Origin of the sequence: Aquabacter cavernae (assembly GCF_003993795.1) — a bacterium.
In the GTDB taxonomy this organism is placed as follows: domain Bacteria; phylum Pseudomonadota; class Alphaproteobacteria; order Rhizobiales; family Xanthobacteraceae; genus Aquabacter; species Aquabacter cavernae.
Genome location: NZ_RWKV01000010.1, coordinates 82,038 through 97,950, shown reverse-complemented (window position 1 = coordinate 97,950; position 15,913 = coordinate 82,038). Strand labels below are relative to the sequence as shown.

14 protein-coding genes and 1 pseudogene are annotated in these 15,913 nt (G+C 68.3%); 7 read left to right on the top strand and 8 right to left on the bottom strand.

The genetic code is table 11. The annotated features are described in order from the left end of the window. Nucleotides 1-126: pseudogene (locus EJJ38_RS12885) on the top strand (IS5/IS1182 family transposase); the annotation flags it as partial. Nucleotides 127-225: 99 nt separating this feature from the next. On the opposite strand, the gene EJJ38_RS12880 reads toward EJJ38_RS12885, so the two are convergent. From EJJ38_RS12880 to EJJ38_RS12855, 6 genes are read right to left on the bottom strand one after another with little or no spacing between them, the layout of a single operon-like run. Then, nucleotides 226-1,071 carry a siderophore-interacting protein gene (locus tag EJJ38_RS12880; protein ID WP_127090557.1) on the bottom strand — a complete coding sequence of 282 codons (846 nt, stop codon included), beginning with the start codon at nt 1,069-1,071 and terminating at the stop codon, nt 226-228. Nucleotides 1,072-1,073: 2 nt separating this feature from the next. Then, nucleotides 1,074-1,889 (bottom strand): ABC transporter ATP-binding protein, encoded by an 816-nt coding sequence (locus EJJ38_RS12875; RefSeq protein WP_127090551.1) that lies wholly within the window; start codon nt 1,887-1,889, stop codon nt 1,074-1,076. Continuing rightward, nucleotides 1,886-2,950 carry a FecCD family ABC transporter permease gene (locus EJJ38_RS12870; RefSeq protein ID WP_127090550.1) on the bottom strand — a complete coding sequence of 355 codons (1,065 nt, stop codon included), beginning with the start codon at nt 2,948-2,950 and terminating at the stop codon, nt 1,886-1,888. The genes EJJ38_RS12875 and EJJ38_RS12870 overlap by 4 nt, the downstream gene beginning before the upstream one ends. Then, nucleotides 2,947-4,071: an ABC transporter substrate-binding protein gene (locus EJJ38_RS12865; protein ID WP_127090549.1), complete on the bottom strand. Its 1,125-nt coding sequence runs from the start codon at nt 4,069-4,071 to the stop codon at nt 2,947-2,949. Before EJJ38_RS12865 ends, EJJ38_RS12870 begins: the two co-directional genes overlap by 4 nt. A gap of 2 nt (nt 4,072-4,073) precedes the next feature. After that, nucleotides 4,074-4,898: an alpha/beta hydrolase gene (locus EJJ38_RS20785; RefSeq protein ID WP_274704735.1), complete on the bottom strand. Its 825-nt coding sequence runs from the start codon at nt 4,896-4,898 to the stop codon at nt 4,074-4,076. Between the two features lie 20 nt (nt 4,899-4,918). Next, nucleotides 4,919-7,147: a TonB-dependent siderophore receptor gene (locus EJJ38_RS12855; protein ID WP_127090547.1), complete on the bottom strand. Its 2,229-nt coding sequence runs from the start codon at nt 7,145-7,147 to the stop codon at nt 4,919-4,921. Nucleotides 7,148-7,519: 372 nt separating this feature from the next. Here EJJ38_RS12855 and EJJ38_RS12850 point away from each other — a divergent pair, with 372 nt between their 5' ends. Next, nucleotides 7,520-8,452 carry a helix-turn-helix transcriptional regulator gene (locus tag EJJ38_RS12850; protein WP_164738498.1) on the top strand — a complete coding sequence of 311 codons (933 nt, stop codon included), beginning with the start codon at nt 7,520-7,522 and terminating at the stop codon, nt 8,450-8,452. A 12-nt stretch (nt 8,453-8,464) separates the two neighbouring features. Here the strand turns inward: EJJ38_RS12850 and EJJ38_RS12845 are convergent, their stop codons facing one another. Beyond that, on the bottom strand, nt 8,465-9,358 hold the full coding sequence (locus tag EJJ38_RS12845; protein WP_127090545.1) for a LysR family transcriptional regulator: 894 nt from the start codon (nt 9,356-9,358) through the stop codon (nt 8,465-8,467). Between the two features lie 116 nt (nt 9,359-9,474). On the opposite strand from EJJ38_RS12845, the gene EJJ38_RS12840 reads away from it, so the two are divergent. Next, nucleotides 9,475-10,173: a RibD family protein gene (locus EJJ38_RS12840; RefSeq protein ID WP_127090544.1), complete on the top strand. Its 699-nt coding sequence runs from the start codon at nt 9,475-9,477 to the stop codon at nt 10,171-10,173. A 128-nt stretch (nt 10,174-10,301) separates the two neighbouring features. On the opposite strand, the gene EJJ38_RS12835 is transcribed toward EJJ38_RS12840, so the two are convergent. Further along, on the bottom strand, nt 10,302-11,291 hold the full coding sequence (locus EJJ38_RS12835; protein ID WP_127090543.1) for an aldo/keto reductase: 990 nt from the start codon (nt 11,289-11,291) through the stop codon (nt 10,302-10,304). Nucleotides 11,292-11,546: 255 nt separating this feature from the next. Between EJJ38_RS12835 and EJJ38_RS12830 the strand changes: the two genes are divergently transcribed. Genes EJJ38_RS12830 through EJJ38_RS12815 form a run of 4 tightly spaced genes read left to right on the top strand, consistent with a single transcriptional unit; the run spans nt 11,547 to nt 15,877 of the window. After that, nucleotides 11,547-11,945, top strand: a complete 399-nt coding sequence (locus EJJ38_RS12830; RefSeq protein WP_127090542.1) for a c-type cytochrome — start codon at nt 11,547-11,549, stop codon at nt 11,943-11,945. Next, nucleotides 11,942-12,400 carry a (2Fe-2S)-binding protein gene (locus EJJ38_RS12825; RefSeq protein ID WP_127090541.1) on the top strand — a complete coding sequence of 153 codons (459 nt, stop codon included), beginning with the start codon at nt 11,942-11,944 and terminating at the stop codon, nt 12,398-12,400. The genes EJJ38_RS12830 and EJJ38_RS12825 overlap by 4 nt, the downstream gene beginning before the upstream one ends. A gap of 11 nt (nt 12,401-12,411) precedes the next feature. Beyond that, on the top strand, nt 12,412-14,607 hold the full coding sequence (locus EJJ38_RS12820; protein WP_127090540.1) for a xanthine dehydrogenase family protein molybdopterin-binding subunit: 2,196 nt from the start codon (nt 12,412-12,414) through the stop codon (nt 14,605-14,607). 43 nt (nt 14,608-14,650) lie between these two features. Beyond that, nucleotides 14,651-15,877, top strand: a complete 1,227-nt coding sequence (locus EJJ38_RS12815) for a (R)-mandelonitrile lyase (RefSeq protein ID WP_127090539.1) — start codon at nt 14,651-14,653, stop codon at nt 15,875-15,877. Nucleotides 15,878-15,913: the final 36 nt, after the last annotated feature.

The window sequence follows — 15,913 nt, the reverse complement described above, 5'->3', positions numbered from 1 at the left end:
TTCAACAAGCTCAAACACTTCAGAGCCGTCGCCACCCGCTACGACAAGCGAGACGACAATTTCCTCGCTTCGATCCAACTCGCATCAATCCGCATCTGGCTGCGAAGTTATGAGTCGGTCACCTAGAGTGTTTCAGCTTTTTCACGGAAACGCTGAAACACTCTAGCTCTTTGTTTTTCCGCGTTTCCTTCACGCGAACCGCTTCACACTTCGCTCGGAAACGCTCTATGCCGCATGCTCCTCGGCGGCGGCGCGGTGATAGTCCGCGTCGCGGTCATGGTCGTGGGCCTGCTGATAGGCATTCTCGCTCATGCCGCGCTTCCAATAGCCCACCACCACAAGGTCGCGCGGCGGCAGGTGGCGCGTGTCCCGCAGATAGGTGCGCAGCAGGCGGGCGGAGGCGGATTCGGCCGCCACCCAGGCGCAGACCCGGCCTGTGATGGGCCAGGGCATGGAGGTGACCGCATCCTGCAGAAGCGTCGTGGTTCCCGCCGCCGCGCCGGCGCGATGGAGATAGACGAGGCGCACGCCCGCAGGGCGCACGAGGTCCAGTTCCTCGGCGGCGTCCGGTACCTCGATGAAGGCCGCGCCCACCGCATTCGCCGGCAGGCGCTCCAGGATGGCGGCGATGGACGGCAGGCCACTCTGGTCGCCCGCCAGCAGGTGGAAATCGCCGAGCGGCAGGTCCCGACCGCCCGGCCCGCCAATGCCCACCATGTCGCCCGGCACCGCGCGGGCGGCAAAGCCTGCGGCCACGCCTCCGGCCCCGTGCAGCACGAAGTCCACGAACAGCTCGCCCTTCGCCCGGTCCAGGCGCCGCACACTGTAGGTGCGCACGATGGGGCGCTCCGGCGCCTCCGGCCAGAGCGGGCGGCCATCGGCCCCCTGGAGCGGCCATTTGGGCGCGGGAAGGCCCTCCGGCGGGATCAGCAGCTTGAGATTTGGCCCGTCCTTGATGCCCTCGATCTCCGGCCCGCCCAGCACCAGGCGGCGCATGCGCGGGGTGAGCGCATGCGTGCGCAGAACCTGCAGCACCCGCAGGCCGTGATAGCGCGGCAATTGGCCATCCATGGTCACGTCTCCCCTGTTTTTTGGGCGGACGGCGGCAGCGGGCCGTCCACCATGATCTGAAGCATGCCGCGCGAGCAGGTCTCCACGCGGCCCTCGACCCCGTAGACGCTTGCCAGCACGGCGGAACTGATGGTCTGAGACGGAGCGCCCTCGGCGGCGCAGCGGCCCTCGGACAGGACCACCACATGGTCGGCCCAGCGCGCGGCGAGGGCGAGGTCGTGCAGCACCGCCACCACCAGCCGCCCCTCCCCCGCGAGACGCCGGAGAATGGACATGACGACCACCTGATGGCGCAGGTCCAGCGCGCTGGTGGGCTCGTCCAGCAGCAGCACGTCCGGCCGCCGCACGAGCGCCTGGGCGAGGCTTGCCAGTTGGCGCTGCCCGCCCGAGAGCTTGTCCAGCGTCTCCAGCGCCAGGGCGCCGATGCCGAGATCATCCAGAGCGAGGGCGGCCCGCGTCTGCATCTCGCTCCCGGATATGGGCGCCGCGTCCCCGCCCGCCCGCAGCGCGCCCATCACCGTTTCCATGACGGTGAGCGCAACGCCGCCCGGCAGCGACTGGGGCATGAAGCCGATGCGCGCCGCACGTTCCGCCCGCGACAGGCCGGCGAGATCGACCGCGCCGAGGCTCACCCGCCCGCGCATGGGCAGCAGCCCGGCAATGGTGCGCAGCAAGGTGGACTTGCCCGCCGCATTGGGGCCCACCAGCGCCGTGACGCAGCCCCCGCGCAGCGGCGCGAGGGAGAGGCCGCGCACCACTTCACGTCGCCCGTAGCCGACGCTGACCTCGTGCACATGAAGGGAAAGCGCATCGCTCATGTGCGCCGCCCGAACATGAGGAGCATGAAGACCGGCACGCCCACCAGCGCCGTCACGATGCCCACGGGCAGAACCGCGCCGGGCACGATGAGCTTGCTGGCGGTGGCCGCGAGCGACAGCACCAGCGCCCCCGTGAGCGCGCTCGCTGGCAGGAACAGGCGATGATCCTCGCCCACCAGCAGCCGCGCCATGTGGGGCGCCACGAGGCCGATGAAGCCGATGATGCCCACGAAGGACACTGCCGCGCCGGTGAGCACGCTGACCCGCACCAGCGACCAGAGCCGCACCCGCGCCACGTTCACCCCGAAGCTCTCTGCCCGCTCGGCCCCGAGCCGGAGCGCGGTGAGGCGCCAGGCGGCGGCCAGCGAGAAGGGAATGGTGAAGGCAAGCACCAAGGCGAGCAGGACCGCTTTGTCCCAGCTTGCCCGCCCGAGGCTGCCCAGGGTCCAGAAGACCAGTTGCTGGAGCGCCTGCTCGCTGGCCACATATTGCAGCAGGCCCACCAGCGCGTTGAAGCTGAAGAACAGGGCGATGCCGAACAGCACCACCGTCTCGCTGCCCGCCCCCCGCGCCCGCGACAGCGCCTGGATCAGCAGCATGGAGCCGAAGGCGAAGACGAAGGCGTTGGCGGAGATGATCCAGCTCAACGGAATGAAGGGCACGCCCACGCCCAGCACGATGGCGAGCGCCGCGCCGAACACCGCCGCCGAGGAGGTGCCGAGCGTAAGCGGGCTCGCCAGCGGATTGTTGAGCACGGTCTGCATCTCGGCCCCCGCAAGGGCCAGGGCCATGCCCACCATGACCGCCATCACCGCCTGGGGCAGGCGGATGTCGCGGATGATGACGAGGCTGGTGCGCGAGGCGGCATCCGGCGCCACCAGCGTCATCACCGCCTCGCGCAAGGAGAGGCCCGAGGCGCCGCTGGCAAGGTCCAGCAGGAAGGCGCCGATGGCCGCCGCCACCAGCAGGGCCAGCAGCAGCAGGCGGCGCCTGAGGAGCCGCCGATACCCGGCCACCGCCGCCGCCGCGCTCGCCGTCAGGGGAGGAGACGCGGTGGTCATGGCTTCAAATTGATCCAATAGGTGCCGGTGAAGGGCACCGCCAGGAAGCGGGCATTGATCTCGGCCAGGGTGGCGTTGGGATCGACATCCGGGAACCGGTCGGGATGGATCCACTTCGCCAGCGCCTCGGCCACCAGCACGTTGAGCGGCAGGTTGACGAGATTGTGGAACAGGCCGTGGACATTGCCGTCGCGCACGGCGGTGAGTTCCGCGACGCCGGGACGGCTCACCACCTCCTTCAGGCTGGCGCGCGCCTCTTCCGGGGTGAAGCCCGGCCCGAGCACCAGCCCGCCGGTGCCCTTCATGTGCGGGCCGCCGGTGGCGATATAGACGGACGGATCCTCTCGGAGCACATATTCGAGGCTCAGATGGCCGTGGGTGCCGGGAATGACGTCCGCCGCGATATTGTGGCCGCCCGCAAAGGCGATGAAATCGCCGATGCTGCCGCGCGCGGGCACGTTGCAGCACGGGCCGGAGCCGCCCGCATGGGCCTCCAGCAAGACTTTCGGACGAGTGACGCCCGGCCCTTCCAGACGCGCGGCGATGCGCGCCATGCGCGCCTCGTAGAAATCCACATAGGCGGCAGCCTGGGCATCGCGGCCGATGGCAGCACCGAGGATGCGCAGGCTCGGCACGGTGTTCTTGAAAGGGTGCGCGAAGAAATCGACGAAGACCACCGGAACGCCCGCCGCCGCGAACTGGTCCATCATCTGCTGCGGGCGAGAGCTGCCAAGCCGTCCGCTCAGCACCACGAGGTCGGGAGAGACGCTCAACGCCTTCTCCACGGAGAAGCTCTCCTCCGAACCCTCGCCCACGATGGGAACATCATCCACCTTCGGAAACACCGCGCGCACCAGCCCGTAGGTTGCCGTGTCGCGCCGCCGCAAATCCGCCGACCAGCCCGCCAGCAGCGCCACGGGGTCACGATCCAGCAGAGCGAGGGCGATGAGCTGGCGCCCTTCCGCCAGCACGATGCGCTTGGCAGGCCCCGGCAGGGTCACGGTGCGCCCGGCAATGTCGGTGAGCGTGATGGGCGCGGCGCAGGCCAGACCGGCCAGCACCGGCAGGAGCACGAGCGCCGCCAGGAGACGAGAGAGCAGGCGCGCGGCGCGAGATGTCATGGTCAGTCCTCGAATGCGAAGCGGGCGGCACGGCCAAGGGCGCCAGGAATGACGCTGCCATGGCTCTCGCCCTCGAAAATATGGGTCGTCACTTTGAGGCGGGCGGGCGCGGCCTCGGCGAGGCGCGCGGCGAGCGCCTGCGCCTCCTCCACCACGCGCCGCTCCGCAAGCCGCCGCGCCTGGGCGGGCTCGACGGTCGCGTCGGGCGGGGAACCGCGCTCGCCGCCGCCCGCCGTCAGAAGCAGCCGCACCGGCCGTGTCAGGCGCGCGGGAAGCGCCTCCGCGCCCGCGCGCACCGCCTCCCGGTCCCACCAGATGGAGGGCGAGGCGGCCACATAGGCGGTGAAGAGGTCCGGCCGCCGGAACAAAGCCAGGAGCGCGAACAGGCCGCCCAGCGAATGGCCGATGAGCACGCGGCGCTCCCGCGACAAAGGCAGATGCGCGCCGAGATCGCCCATCAGCCCGTCCAGCCGCCCCAGCAGGCGATCCGCGCCGGGGGGCGTGTAGTCCCGCTCCCGCAGGGCCATATCGAACAGGCCAGGAATGTCGTGGCCGATGCCGAGCACCACCGGCTCGCCGAGGCCCGTCACATCCGGACGGAGCGCCTGGAGGCGCGCCGTCTCCACCAGGGTGGCGAACATGGCATTGGCGTCCGTCACCACCAGCAGGGGAAAGCCCCCCTCCGGCGCCGGGCCTTCCGGCCAGGCAAGGTCCAGGCGCAGTCCGTCATCCGCCACGAAGCGGGCGCTCCGGGCGAGCACGCTCGCATCCACCGCCCCCCCGCGCGCGAAAGTGCGCAGGGCGGGCAGCAGGGTCCGTTCAGCCACGCGGGCCTCGGGTCGGGGCATCAATAGGTCGCGCTCACCTTCAGCCAGTAGGCGCGCGGCTCGCCGTAGAAGTTGAACAAGGCGGTGGAGCCGACGCGGGTATAGTAGTCTTCGTCGAAAATGTTGGTGGCCGTGAACGTGGCCTGCAGGTGCTTGTTGAACTTGTAGCCGACCTGCGCGTCCACGGTGGTGTATTCGGGGGCCGTCAGCGTCACGCCGCCGGACTTGGTGTAGAAGCTGGACAGGTGCTTGACGCCGCCGGCGATGTGCAGGCCCTGCAGCCGGGGATCCTGGAACTCATACTTGGTCCAGAGATTGAAATTGTTGCGGGGCGTGAAGGTGCTGAAGCCCGTGGTGATCTGGGCGGCGGTGGCGGTGAGATATTCGGTCTCGGTGTAGGTATAGCCCGCATAGACCTCCCAGCCCGGCGCCAGCTTTCCGCTGATTTCCAGCTCATAGCCGGAGACCTGGGTCTCGCCCGCCGCCACATAGACGTTGGGATTGGCCGTCGCCAGCGCGCGGTTGGTGTCGCGGATCAGGAACATGGCGGCGGAGGCGTTGAGCGCGCCGTCGAAGAAGCTGCCCTTCAGGCCGCCTTCATACTGGTAGCCCTGGCGCGGCTGGAGCGCGTCGCCATTGGCGTCCAGCTCGGTCTGGGGCGTGAAGGTGTCGGTGTAGCTGATATAGGCCGATACTTCCTTGGTGAGGTCGAGGACAAGGCCCGCATAAGGCACGAACTCGCCATCATAATTCACCGGCGCGCTGGTGGTGGTCACGGCGCCGTTGGCGGTGTTCACCGTGGTGACGTTGGACGTGTTGTCATACCAGGCGAAGCGGCCGCCCAGCAGCAAAGTGAGGGGCTGAAGCGGCTTGATCTTCGCCTGCCCATAGGCGCCCCACTGGGTGGGGTCGGTCAGGCTCTGGCGGTTATAGATGGTGGTGGGCACGGGCACGCTCGCCGGGTTGAAGGCGAAGATGTTGTAGGTGCCCGGCAGCGTGGTGGAGGTGGGCGCCAGCAGGTTCGTGTCCACGGTGGAGAAGGCGAAGCCGCCCGTCACTTCATGGGTCTGTCCGAACGCCTCGAACGGCGTCGTCACATGCGCATCGCCGGACAGGGACGTCTCGGTATATTGCGCCGCCGTGTACTGCATGGAGAGATTGCCGAGGGTGGCGGGGGCCATGGAGACCGCGCTGCCGCCATAGGCGTAGCGATAATTCACCGAGCGGTCGGAATAGCGCACCGACGCCTTCGCCTCGCCGCCATTGTCGAACTTGTGCTCCAGCTCGGCCACATAGTCCGTGGTGGCGTTGTTGAAGGTGTTCCAGGTGGCGCCGATGAAGGTGTTGCGCGGCACGTTGAGCAATTGCCCAACCCCGCCGCCGAGATTGACCGCCGGCAGGCCGTTGAACGGCAGCATGTCGCGCTCCTGGTGCCAGGCATAGAGCGACAGGGTGGTGTTCTCGGTGATGTCGAAGGCGAGCGTGCCGTAGCCGAGCCAGACCTTGTTCTCGTTGTAATCGACGAAGCTGTCCGCGTCCTGATAGGCGGCCACGATGCGGCCGCGCACGGTGCCCGCCGCATTCAGCTTGCCGCCCGCGTCCAGCTGCGCCCGGCCATAGTCCCAGGAGCCGCCGGTGAGTTCGGCATTGAGGAAATAGTCCGCGACCGCAGGCTTCAGGATGCCGTTGACCACGCCGCTCGGGCCGGAATTTCCGCCCGCGCCCGTGCCGCCATAATAGAGGCCCGCCGGACCCTTCAGCACGTCCAGCCGGTCGAAGATGGCAAGGTCGGGCTGGGTGCCGTAAATGCTGGAAAGCGGAGCCGGGAGGCCGTTCACCAGCATCTGGTCCACTTCATAGCCGCGCGAGAAGATGGAGGAGCGGCCGAGGTCGTTCTGCAGGATGACCATGCCCGTGGTGCGCGACATGGCCTCTTCCAGCTGGGTGAAGCCCTGGTCCTGGATGCGCTGGCTGGTGACCGTGCTGATGGACTGGGGAATCTGCTTCCAGGACGTGGGGCTGCCCACGCCAGTGCTGGTGATGGCGCTGGTATAGGTGTCCTTGCCCTCGGTCAGAACCTGCCAGTCGGGCGCCTGCACATTCACCGCCTCCAGCGAGATGTCGCCGCCGCCGGCCGCCTGCTGGGCGGAAGCCTCCCGCACCGGACCGATGACCGAGAGCCCGGCGAGGAGCGCGACGCTGGAAACCGACATTGCTGCCGAGGAGCGGAGGAAGGATGTGCGTGCCATTTCAACTTTCCGAAATCTGAATCGGGCGATTGAACACGGTTTTTAAGCAGCCCCGCCCCGCACCTCCAGAATGAATCCGTTTGCACCAGCGTATAATATGTTTGCGCGATCGCCGCCTCTCTAGAAAAGCGCCAGAACTGTCCACACGGCAACCCGACCAATGTACGACATGAAGGGCGGATGCCACATATTAGAACGATACTAAATTGAAGTATCCGGATGAATATTGACAATCAACGACCGATGACGCTCCCATGCGCCATGGACACGGTCTTTCGGCAGAATGCTCCCGGCCTGCCCCGGGCGGGCCAAAGCGGGGGAGCCGACATCGCGCATACCGTCAGCCCGGCGGACATTGCGCGGGCGTCGCGGATGTGCGGCTCGAATTTCGCCGTTCTGACCCCGGACCTGCCCGTGGAAGGCGCGGTGTTGCGCGGCCGGTACCAGATGGTGCGGCTGCGCTCGGGGCTGACGCTCCACGCCACCGATGCCAGCGACATGCATGACCTGACCACCCAGCTCGTCCATGCCGAGGGCGTCACCATCAGCCTGTTCCTCGACGGCATGGCGGACGTGACGCTGGGCGACCGTCGCTTCCTGCTCGGCCCCGCCGCCACCGGCGAGATCGAGGGGGTGATGATCGCCCGCGGCGAGCCGGACCTGTTCCGCCGTCGCGGACGGCAGGGCATGCATGTGCGCAAGGTCAATGTCTCCCTCCCCTTCGACTGGCTCGACGGCGAGGGGCTGGAGGATATTGCCGGCCATGGCGCGGTCCGCGCGCTGTTCAGCGATCACCTCTCCAGCGCCCGCTTCCGGCCCTCCGCGCGGCTGCTGGCGCTGGCCGAGCAGGTGCTGCGCCCGCCCTCTCATGGCGCGCTGCTGAATGCCCTTCATTTGGAAAGCCGGGTGCTGGAGATCGCCGCGGAAGCGCTGGGCCTGCTGGGCCAGGATCCGCCCCAGGGCGCACCCACCGGCCTGCTGCCGCGCGAGCAGCGGCGCATGTGGGAGGTGCACGACTTCCTGGAAGCCCGGCTGGACGGCGAGTTCACGCTGGAGGACGTGGCCCGGGAGGCGGGCATGAGCGCCAACCGGCTGCAACGCCTGTTCCGCACCGCCTTCGGCATGACGGTGTTTGAATATGTCCGCCGCCGCAAGCTGGAGCGCGCCCGGCAGGCGCTTCAGGAGGAAGGGCTTTCGGTGTCCGAGGCGGCCTATCGGGCCGGGTACAATTCCTCCGCCAATTTCGCCACCGCCTTCCGGCGCGCCTTCGGCGTCTCCCCTAAGGAGATGCGCCGCCGGCCTTAAGGTGGGTAGGCTTCAGCCGCGATAGCGCAGCGCGTCCACCAGCAGCGAGAAGGCGGCCGAGGGCTGGCGGCGGCTGGGATAATAGAGATGGTAGCCCGGAAAGCTGGGGCACCAATCCTCCAGAACCGGGATCAGGCGCCCCGCCTCGATATGCTCCTGCGCCCGGTCCTCCATGACGAAGGCGAGCCCGAACCCGTCCAGGGCCGCCTGCACGATCATGGGCATGTTGTTGCAGGCGAATTGCCCTTCCACGCGGACGCGCACATCGCGCCCGTCCTTGCTCAGCTCCCAGGCATAAAGGCCGCCCGACGTCAGCATCCGCAGATTGATGCAGGAATGGTCCGCCAGATCCTGCGGGGTGTTGGGAATGGGATGATCCGCGAAATAAGCGGGCGCCCCCACCACCACAAGCCGCAGCTCGGGGCCGATGGGCACCGCGATCATGTCCTTGGCGATGGCCTCGCCCAGCCGCACTCCCGCATCGAAGCGCGCGGCGACGATATCGGTGAGGCTGGAATCGACGCTCAGTTCCACATGAATGTCGGGATAGTCCGGCAGCAGCCGCTTCAAGGCGGGCCACAGAAGGGTGGTCGCCGCATGCTCGGCGGCGGTGATGCGGATCGTGCCCGCCGGCTTCTCCCGTAGCTCGCCCAGGGAGAGAAGCTGCGCGCCGATATGCTCGAAGGCGGGCCGCAAGGTGCCCAGCAGCCGCTCGCCGGCTTCCGTGGGCGCGACGCTGCGCGTGGTGCGGGTCAGGAGCCGCACGCCGAGCCGGGTTTCCAGGCGCCGGACGGTATGACTCAGCGCCGATTGCGAGGTGCCGAGCCGGGCGGCGGCACGGGTGAAGCTGCGCTCCTCCGAGACAATGAGGAAGGCATTGAGGTCCACAAGGTCATCGCGCTGCATTCATGAATGCAGGACATAGCTTCATGCCGTTTTCAACGCACATCTTCACCTGAGCCGGGCTGATAAACAGGATGTGACCCTTTCACCCGCGCGGCATCGCCCGCAGGAGCCGCTTCATGAAGCCCCACATCATCTGCCACATGGTCACCTCCCTGGACGGTCGCCTGCATCCCAGCGGCTGGACCCGCAGCCCCGACGGTGACCGGGCCACCTGGAGCGAGGTCTATGAGCGCATCCATGCGGCGCTGGAGCCCGACGCCTGGATGGTGGGGCGCACCACGCTGGCGGAGATGGCGCGGGCCGAGCCCCATCCGCCCGCCGATTTCGGCGCGGTCGCGCGTTCGCAGCATTTGCCGGTGCGCGGCGCGCAGGGCTATGCCATCGCCATCGACCCGTCCGGCAAGCTGCATTTCAGCGGCCCGACGCTGGGCGGCGATGCCGTCGTGGTGCTGCTGGGCAACGGGATCGCGGACAGCCACCTGGCGGAGCTTGCCGCCGACGGGATCTCCTATCTCGTGGCGGACGGGCCGGAGATGGACCTTGCCGCCATGCTGGAGACGCTGGGCCGGGAGCTGGGCATCCGCCGCCTGCTGCTGGAAGGCGGCGCCAAGACCAACGGCGCCCTTTTGGCCGCCGGCCTCGTGGACGAGTTCAGCCTCGTCCTGACCCCGACCCTCGACGGGCGGCCGGCCATCGCCGCCATCGTCGATGCGGGGCCGGAGGGGCTCGCGGGCAAGGTGGAATTGTCGCTCATCTCCTGCGAGAACGCGGGGAATGGCTGCTTCCATTTGCGTTATGCGGTGGGGCGCGGCTAGAGCACGTACCCATCGGATTGCGATGCAATCCGATGGGTAAAACGTTCTCTATCAAGAGATCAGAGGCTGATTCACCGATCAGGTTGATTCAACCTGATCGGATCAGGCTCTAGCGCCCCACATGAGGCTCAGAGCCCGGTAATGGCCAGCAGGTGCGCGGGATAGCGCTCGCCCTCCACATCGATCCCCGCCAGTGCCTGCCGGATCTGCGCGAGGTCGCCGGCATCGAGAACCACGTCCGCCGCGCCGAGATTTTCCTCCAGCCGATGCAGCTTGGTGGTGCCCGGAATGGGCACGATCCAAGGCTTCTGCGCCAGCAGCCACGCGAGCGCGACCTGGGCTGGCGTGGCGCCCTTGGCGGCTCCGATGGACTTCAGCAGGTCCACCAACGCCTGGTTCTTCTCCATGGCCTCGGGCGTGAAGCGGGGCAGGATGTTGCGGAAGTCGCCCTCGCCCAGCTTGGTCCCGCTGGCCATGGCGCCGGTCAGGAAGCCCTTGCCCAACGGGCTGTAGGGCACGAGGCCGATGCCCAGCTCCTCGCAGGCCTCAAGGATGCCGTTGGTCTCCGGGCCGCGCGTCCAGAGCGAATATTCGTTCTGGAGCGTGGTCACCTTCTGCACCGCATGGGCCCGCCGCACCGTCTGCGCGCCGGGTTCGGACAGGCCGAAATGGCGCACCTTTCCGGCGGCGATCAGGTCCTTCACGGCGCCCGCCACATCCTCGATGGGCACGTTGGGGTCCACGCGGTGCTGGTAGAACAGGTCGATCACCTCGATGCCGAGGCGCTTCAGGGAGGCGTCCGCCACCGCCTTGATATGGTCGGGGCGGCTGTCGAGGCCCGCCTGCTTCCCGTCCACGATCTTGAAGCCGAACTTGGTGGCGATCACCACCTGGTCGCGGACGGGGCGCAGCGCCTCGCCCACCATCTCCTCATTGGTGAAGGGGCCATAGACTTCCGCCGTGTCGAAGAAGGTCACGCCCCGCTCCACCGCCGCGCGGATCAGCGCGACGCCCTCCGGCCGCGTGACCTTGGTGGCATAGCCGAAATCCAGGCCCATGCAGCCGAAGCCGAGAGCCGAGACCTCCAGGCCGTCCGTGCCGAGAATACGCTTCTGCATTGTTCGCCCTCCGGGCTTCAATTTCCGGGCGGGACAATAGGCCGGTCGTGGACGCGCCATTAGCCGCAACAAAGCGCATGAAGTCATGCGCCTCATTCATGAATTCAGGGATTGCACACGGCGAACTCATGAATCATCCGCATAGCCTCATGCGGATTGGCCGCCCTAATCGCGCGGCGGATGGCGGATTACCTTCAGTCAAGTTGCGGATGAGGTGCCGGCCCCTCGGCGCCCGCAGCCATGACGGACAACGGAATGAATGCACGCCACGCCGCGGTGATCACAAGCCTTCTCCTCAGCCCCGCCCTCCTGGCTGCGCCCGCCTTCGCCCAGACCGCTCCGGGGCCTGAGGCCGCCGCGGGCGAGCGGCTGTTCCGCGCCCGCTGCGCCTCCTGCCATTCGCTGGACGCCGGGCAGAACCGGATCGGCCCCACCCTGAACGGCCTGCTCGGCCGCAAGGCGGGCAGCGTGGAGGGCGCCCGTTATTCGCAGGGCATGCGGGACAGCGGCATCACCTGGGACGCAGCGCAGCTCCAGACCTATCTCGCCAATCCCCGCGCCATGGTGAAGGGCACCACCATGGCCATCGCCGTGCCCGCCGAAGCGGACCGGGCCGCCCTCGCCGCCTATCTCGAAACCGGGAGCAAGCCATGACAAAGCTGACCATCAACGGCGCCTCGGTTGAGGTGCAGGTGGAAGACGACACCCCGCTCCTCTGGGTCATCCGGGAGCATGTGGGGCTGACCGGCACGAAATATGGATGCGGCATCGCCCAATGCGGCGCCTGCACGATCCATCTCGACGGGGTGGCCACCCGCTCCTGCGCGCTGCCGGTGAGCGCAGTGGGGCCGGACCAGGCCATCGTCACCATCGAGGGGCTGGGGGTTCCCAAACCCCATCCGGTGCAGGAGGCTTGGGCCGAGCTGGATGTCGCCCAATGCGGCTTCTGTCAGGTGGGCATGATCATGGCCGCCTCGGCCTTGCTGGCCCAGAATCCCAATCCCAGCGACGACGATATCCGCGCTGAGATCACCAATATCTGTCGCTGCGGCACCTATGGGCGCGTTCTGGCGGGCGTGAAGCACGCCGCCGAACGCATGCGCGGCTGAGGGAGGCATACATGACCGCACATCCCGCATCCAAAGCCACCCCTTCCGGCCCGCGCCTCTCCCGTCGCGGCTTCCTGGCCGGAACCGGCGCCGCCGCCGGTCTCTTCACCTTCGGCTTCTCCTTCCCGCTCGCCACACCCGTCGCTGCGCAAGGCGCGGCTCCGGAAGTGAATGCCTGGGTGGTGATCCAGCCCGACGAGACGGTCATCATCCGCATCGCCCGCATCGAGATGGGCCAGGGTTCGCTCACGGGCCTTGCCCAATTGGTGGCCGAGGAACTGGACTGTGACTGGGACAAGGTGCGCTTCGAGCTGGTGAACCCCGCCGAGAATGCGCGCCGGGGCAATGTGTGGAACACCCAGTCCACCGGCGGCTCCCGCGCCATTCGCGGCTCGCAGGATTATGTGCGCCGGGGCGGTGCCGCTGCGCGCGCGGTCCTGCTGGAAGCGGCGGCGAAAGGCTGGGGCGTTCCAACTGGTGAATGCACCGTCGCGAAGGGCGTCATCACCCACACGCCCACAAAACGCACCACCACCTATGGGGCCGTCGCCGGAACGGCAGGCGCCATCACGCCGCCTGCCGACGTGCGGCTGAAGGACCCCGCCGCCTGGACCATCGCCGGCCAGCCGGTGAAGCGGCTCGACACGAAGGACAAGCTGGACGGCTCGCTGGTCTACGGCATCGACTATCGCATGCCCGGCATGCTCGTTGCCGTGCCCAAAGCCTGCCCCGTGCATGGCGGCACCCTCAAGAGCTTCGACGCGGCGGCCGTGGCGGGCATGCCGGGCGTGAAGCATGTGCTGAAGGTGGATGACGAGACGGTGGCCGTGGTGGCCGACACCTTCTGGCGCGCCAAGACCGCCCTCGACGCCCTGCCCATCACCTGGGACGAAGGCCCCAACGCCAAGGTCTCCAGCGAGACCATCGCCGCCATGGTGCGCGAGGGCCTCACAGCCGAGACGCCCTTCGTGGGCAATGCGATTGGTGATGCGAAGGGCACGTTGGCCGGTGCCCGGCGCGTGATCGAGGCGGATTACGGCTTTCCCTACCAGAACCATGCCCCCATGGAGGTGCTGGCCGCCACCGTGCGCTGGACCCCGGAGCGCTGCGAGGTGTGGGGACCGACGCAGGTGCCCGAGGCGGCGCTTGCCGCCGTTTCCGCCGCCGCCGGGCTGCCCGCGAGCGCCTGCGATATCCAGGTGATGCGCATCGGCGGCAGCTTCGGGAGGCGCCTGCAGACCGACTATCTCACCATGGCGACGCGGATCGCCAGGCAGGTGCCGGGCACGCCCGTGAAGATGATGTGGACGCGCGAGGAGGACATGCTCCAGGGCCGCTTCCACCCCATCACCCAATGCCGCCTGCGCGCATCGCTGGACGCCAAGGGCGAGGTGGAGGCGCTCCATATGCGCATCTCCGGCCAGTCCATCGCCATCTATGCAATTCCCGGCCTCATGACGGCGAAGGGCGACCCGCTCGTGTTCCAGGGCCTCACCCCCGGCGGGGAGATGGCGTTGGGATATACCATTCCCAACCTGCTCATCGACCATGCGATGCGCAACCCGCATATCCGGCCCGGCGCCTGGCGAGGGGTGAACCTCAACCAGAACGCCATCTATCTGGAATGCTTCATCGACGAGCTGGCTGAAACGGCGGGCCAGGATCCCCTCGCCTTCCGCCGCACGCTCATGCGCAATCATCCCAAGCATCTGGCGGTGCTGGAGGCTGCGGCCAAGGGCATCGGCTGGGAGACCCCGCCCGCGAAAGGCCGGGCGCGGGGCATCGCCCAGGTGATGGGCTTCGGCAGCTATGTGGCCGCCGCCGCCGAAGTGTCCGTGGCGGACGGGCAGTTGAAGATCCACCGCATCGTCGCCGCCACCGATCCCGGCCATGTGGTGAACCCGCAGCAGGTGGACGCCCAGGTGTCGGGCTCCTTCGTCTACGGCCTCTCCGCCATGCTCTACGGCGAATGCACGGTGAAGGACGGGCGCATTGAGCAGGAGAATTTCGACACCTACAACGTGATGCGCCTGGACGAGATGCCGGCGGTGGAGGTCATCACCCTGCCCTCCGGCGGCTTCTGGGGCGGGGTGGGAGAGCCCACCATCGCGGTGGCGGCACCGGCCGTGCTGAACGCCGTCTTCGCCGCCACGGGCAAACGGGTGCGCCAACTGCCGCTGAAGAATGTGGACCTCAATGTGAGCTGAGGCCGCCCCATCCACACGCCAGATATTTTTCGGAGAGATGATCATGAAGACCATCGCCGCGGGCCTCGCCATGTCCGCTTTGGCCGCCACCGCCGTGGAGGCCCAGGAAAACCGCCGCCCCCGCGTCGCGCCGCCCGCCGTCTATGAGGTGGCGCCCGGGCTCGGGACCTTCACCGATTCCGTGCTGTTCGGAGAGGTGTGGGAAAGCAAGGCCCTGGCCCCGCGCGACCGCAGCATCGTCACAGTCTCGGTCCTCATTTCCACCGGCAAGACGGCGCAGATCGGGAGCCATGTGCGCCGCGCCCTCGATAATGGCGTGACGCCCGCCGAGCTGGGCGAGATGATCACGCAGCTGGCCTTCTATTCCGGCTGGCCCAATGCCATCTCGGCCGTCAACGAGGTGAAGAGCGTGTTCGGCGAGCGCGGCATCGGCCCGCTCGCCTCCAGCACCGCCGCCCGCATCGCCCTGGAGGCCGCCGCCGAGGCGGATCGCAAGGCGCGCGTGGACAGCACCGTGGCGCCTACCGCGCCCGCTCTGGCGGAGCTGACCAACCGCATCCTGTTCGGCGACCTCTGGCAGCGGCCGGACCTCGCGCCGCGCGACCGCAGCCTCGTGACCATGGCCGCCCTGGTGGCCATCGGCCAGCCCGAGCAGCTTCCCTTCCACGCCAACCGCGCCATGGATAACGGGCTCACCCGAGAGGAAGCCTCCGAAGTGCTCGCGCAGGTGGGCTTCTATGCGGGATGGCCGCGCGCCATGTCGGCCGTGCCGGTGCTCCAGAAGGTGCTGGCGGACCGCGAGGCCAAAGCCGCTCCCGCCGCCCCGGCTCCCACATCGGCCCAGATCCGCATCCTGCGCGCGGCGGGCGCCGCCTCTGCTCCGGGGCCGGCGGAGAATTTCACGGGCAAGGTCACCGTCTCCAGCCGCTACCAGGGCGATGCCCCGGCCCGCGTCGCGGGTGCCACGGTCGCCTTCGCGCCGGGCGCGCGCACCGCGTGGCACACCCATCCGCTGGGGCAGACCCTTTTCGTTGTCTCCGGCACGGGCTGGGTGCAGAAGGAAGGCGGCCCCATCGAGGAGATGCGGCCGGGCGATGTGGTGTGGATCCCGCCTCATGTGCGCCACTGGCACGGCGCCGCCGCCACGGCCCCCATGGTCCATTTCGCCGTGGCCGAGGCGCTGAACGGCAGCTCGGTGACCTGGATGGAGCAGGTGAGCGATGCCACCTACCGGGCCGGTCCGCCCACCTCAGGCGCGGCAACGCGCTGAGCAGGCTTCGCGAATGACAGATCGCCCTATCGCGCC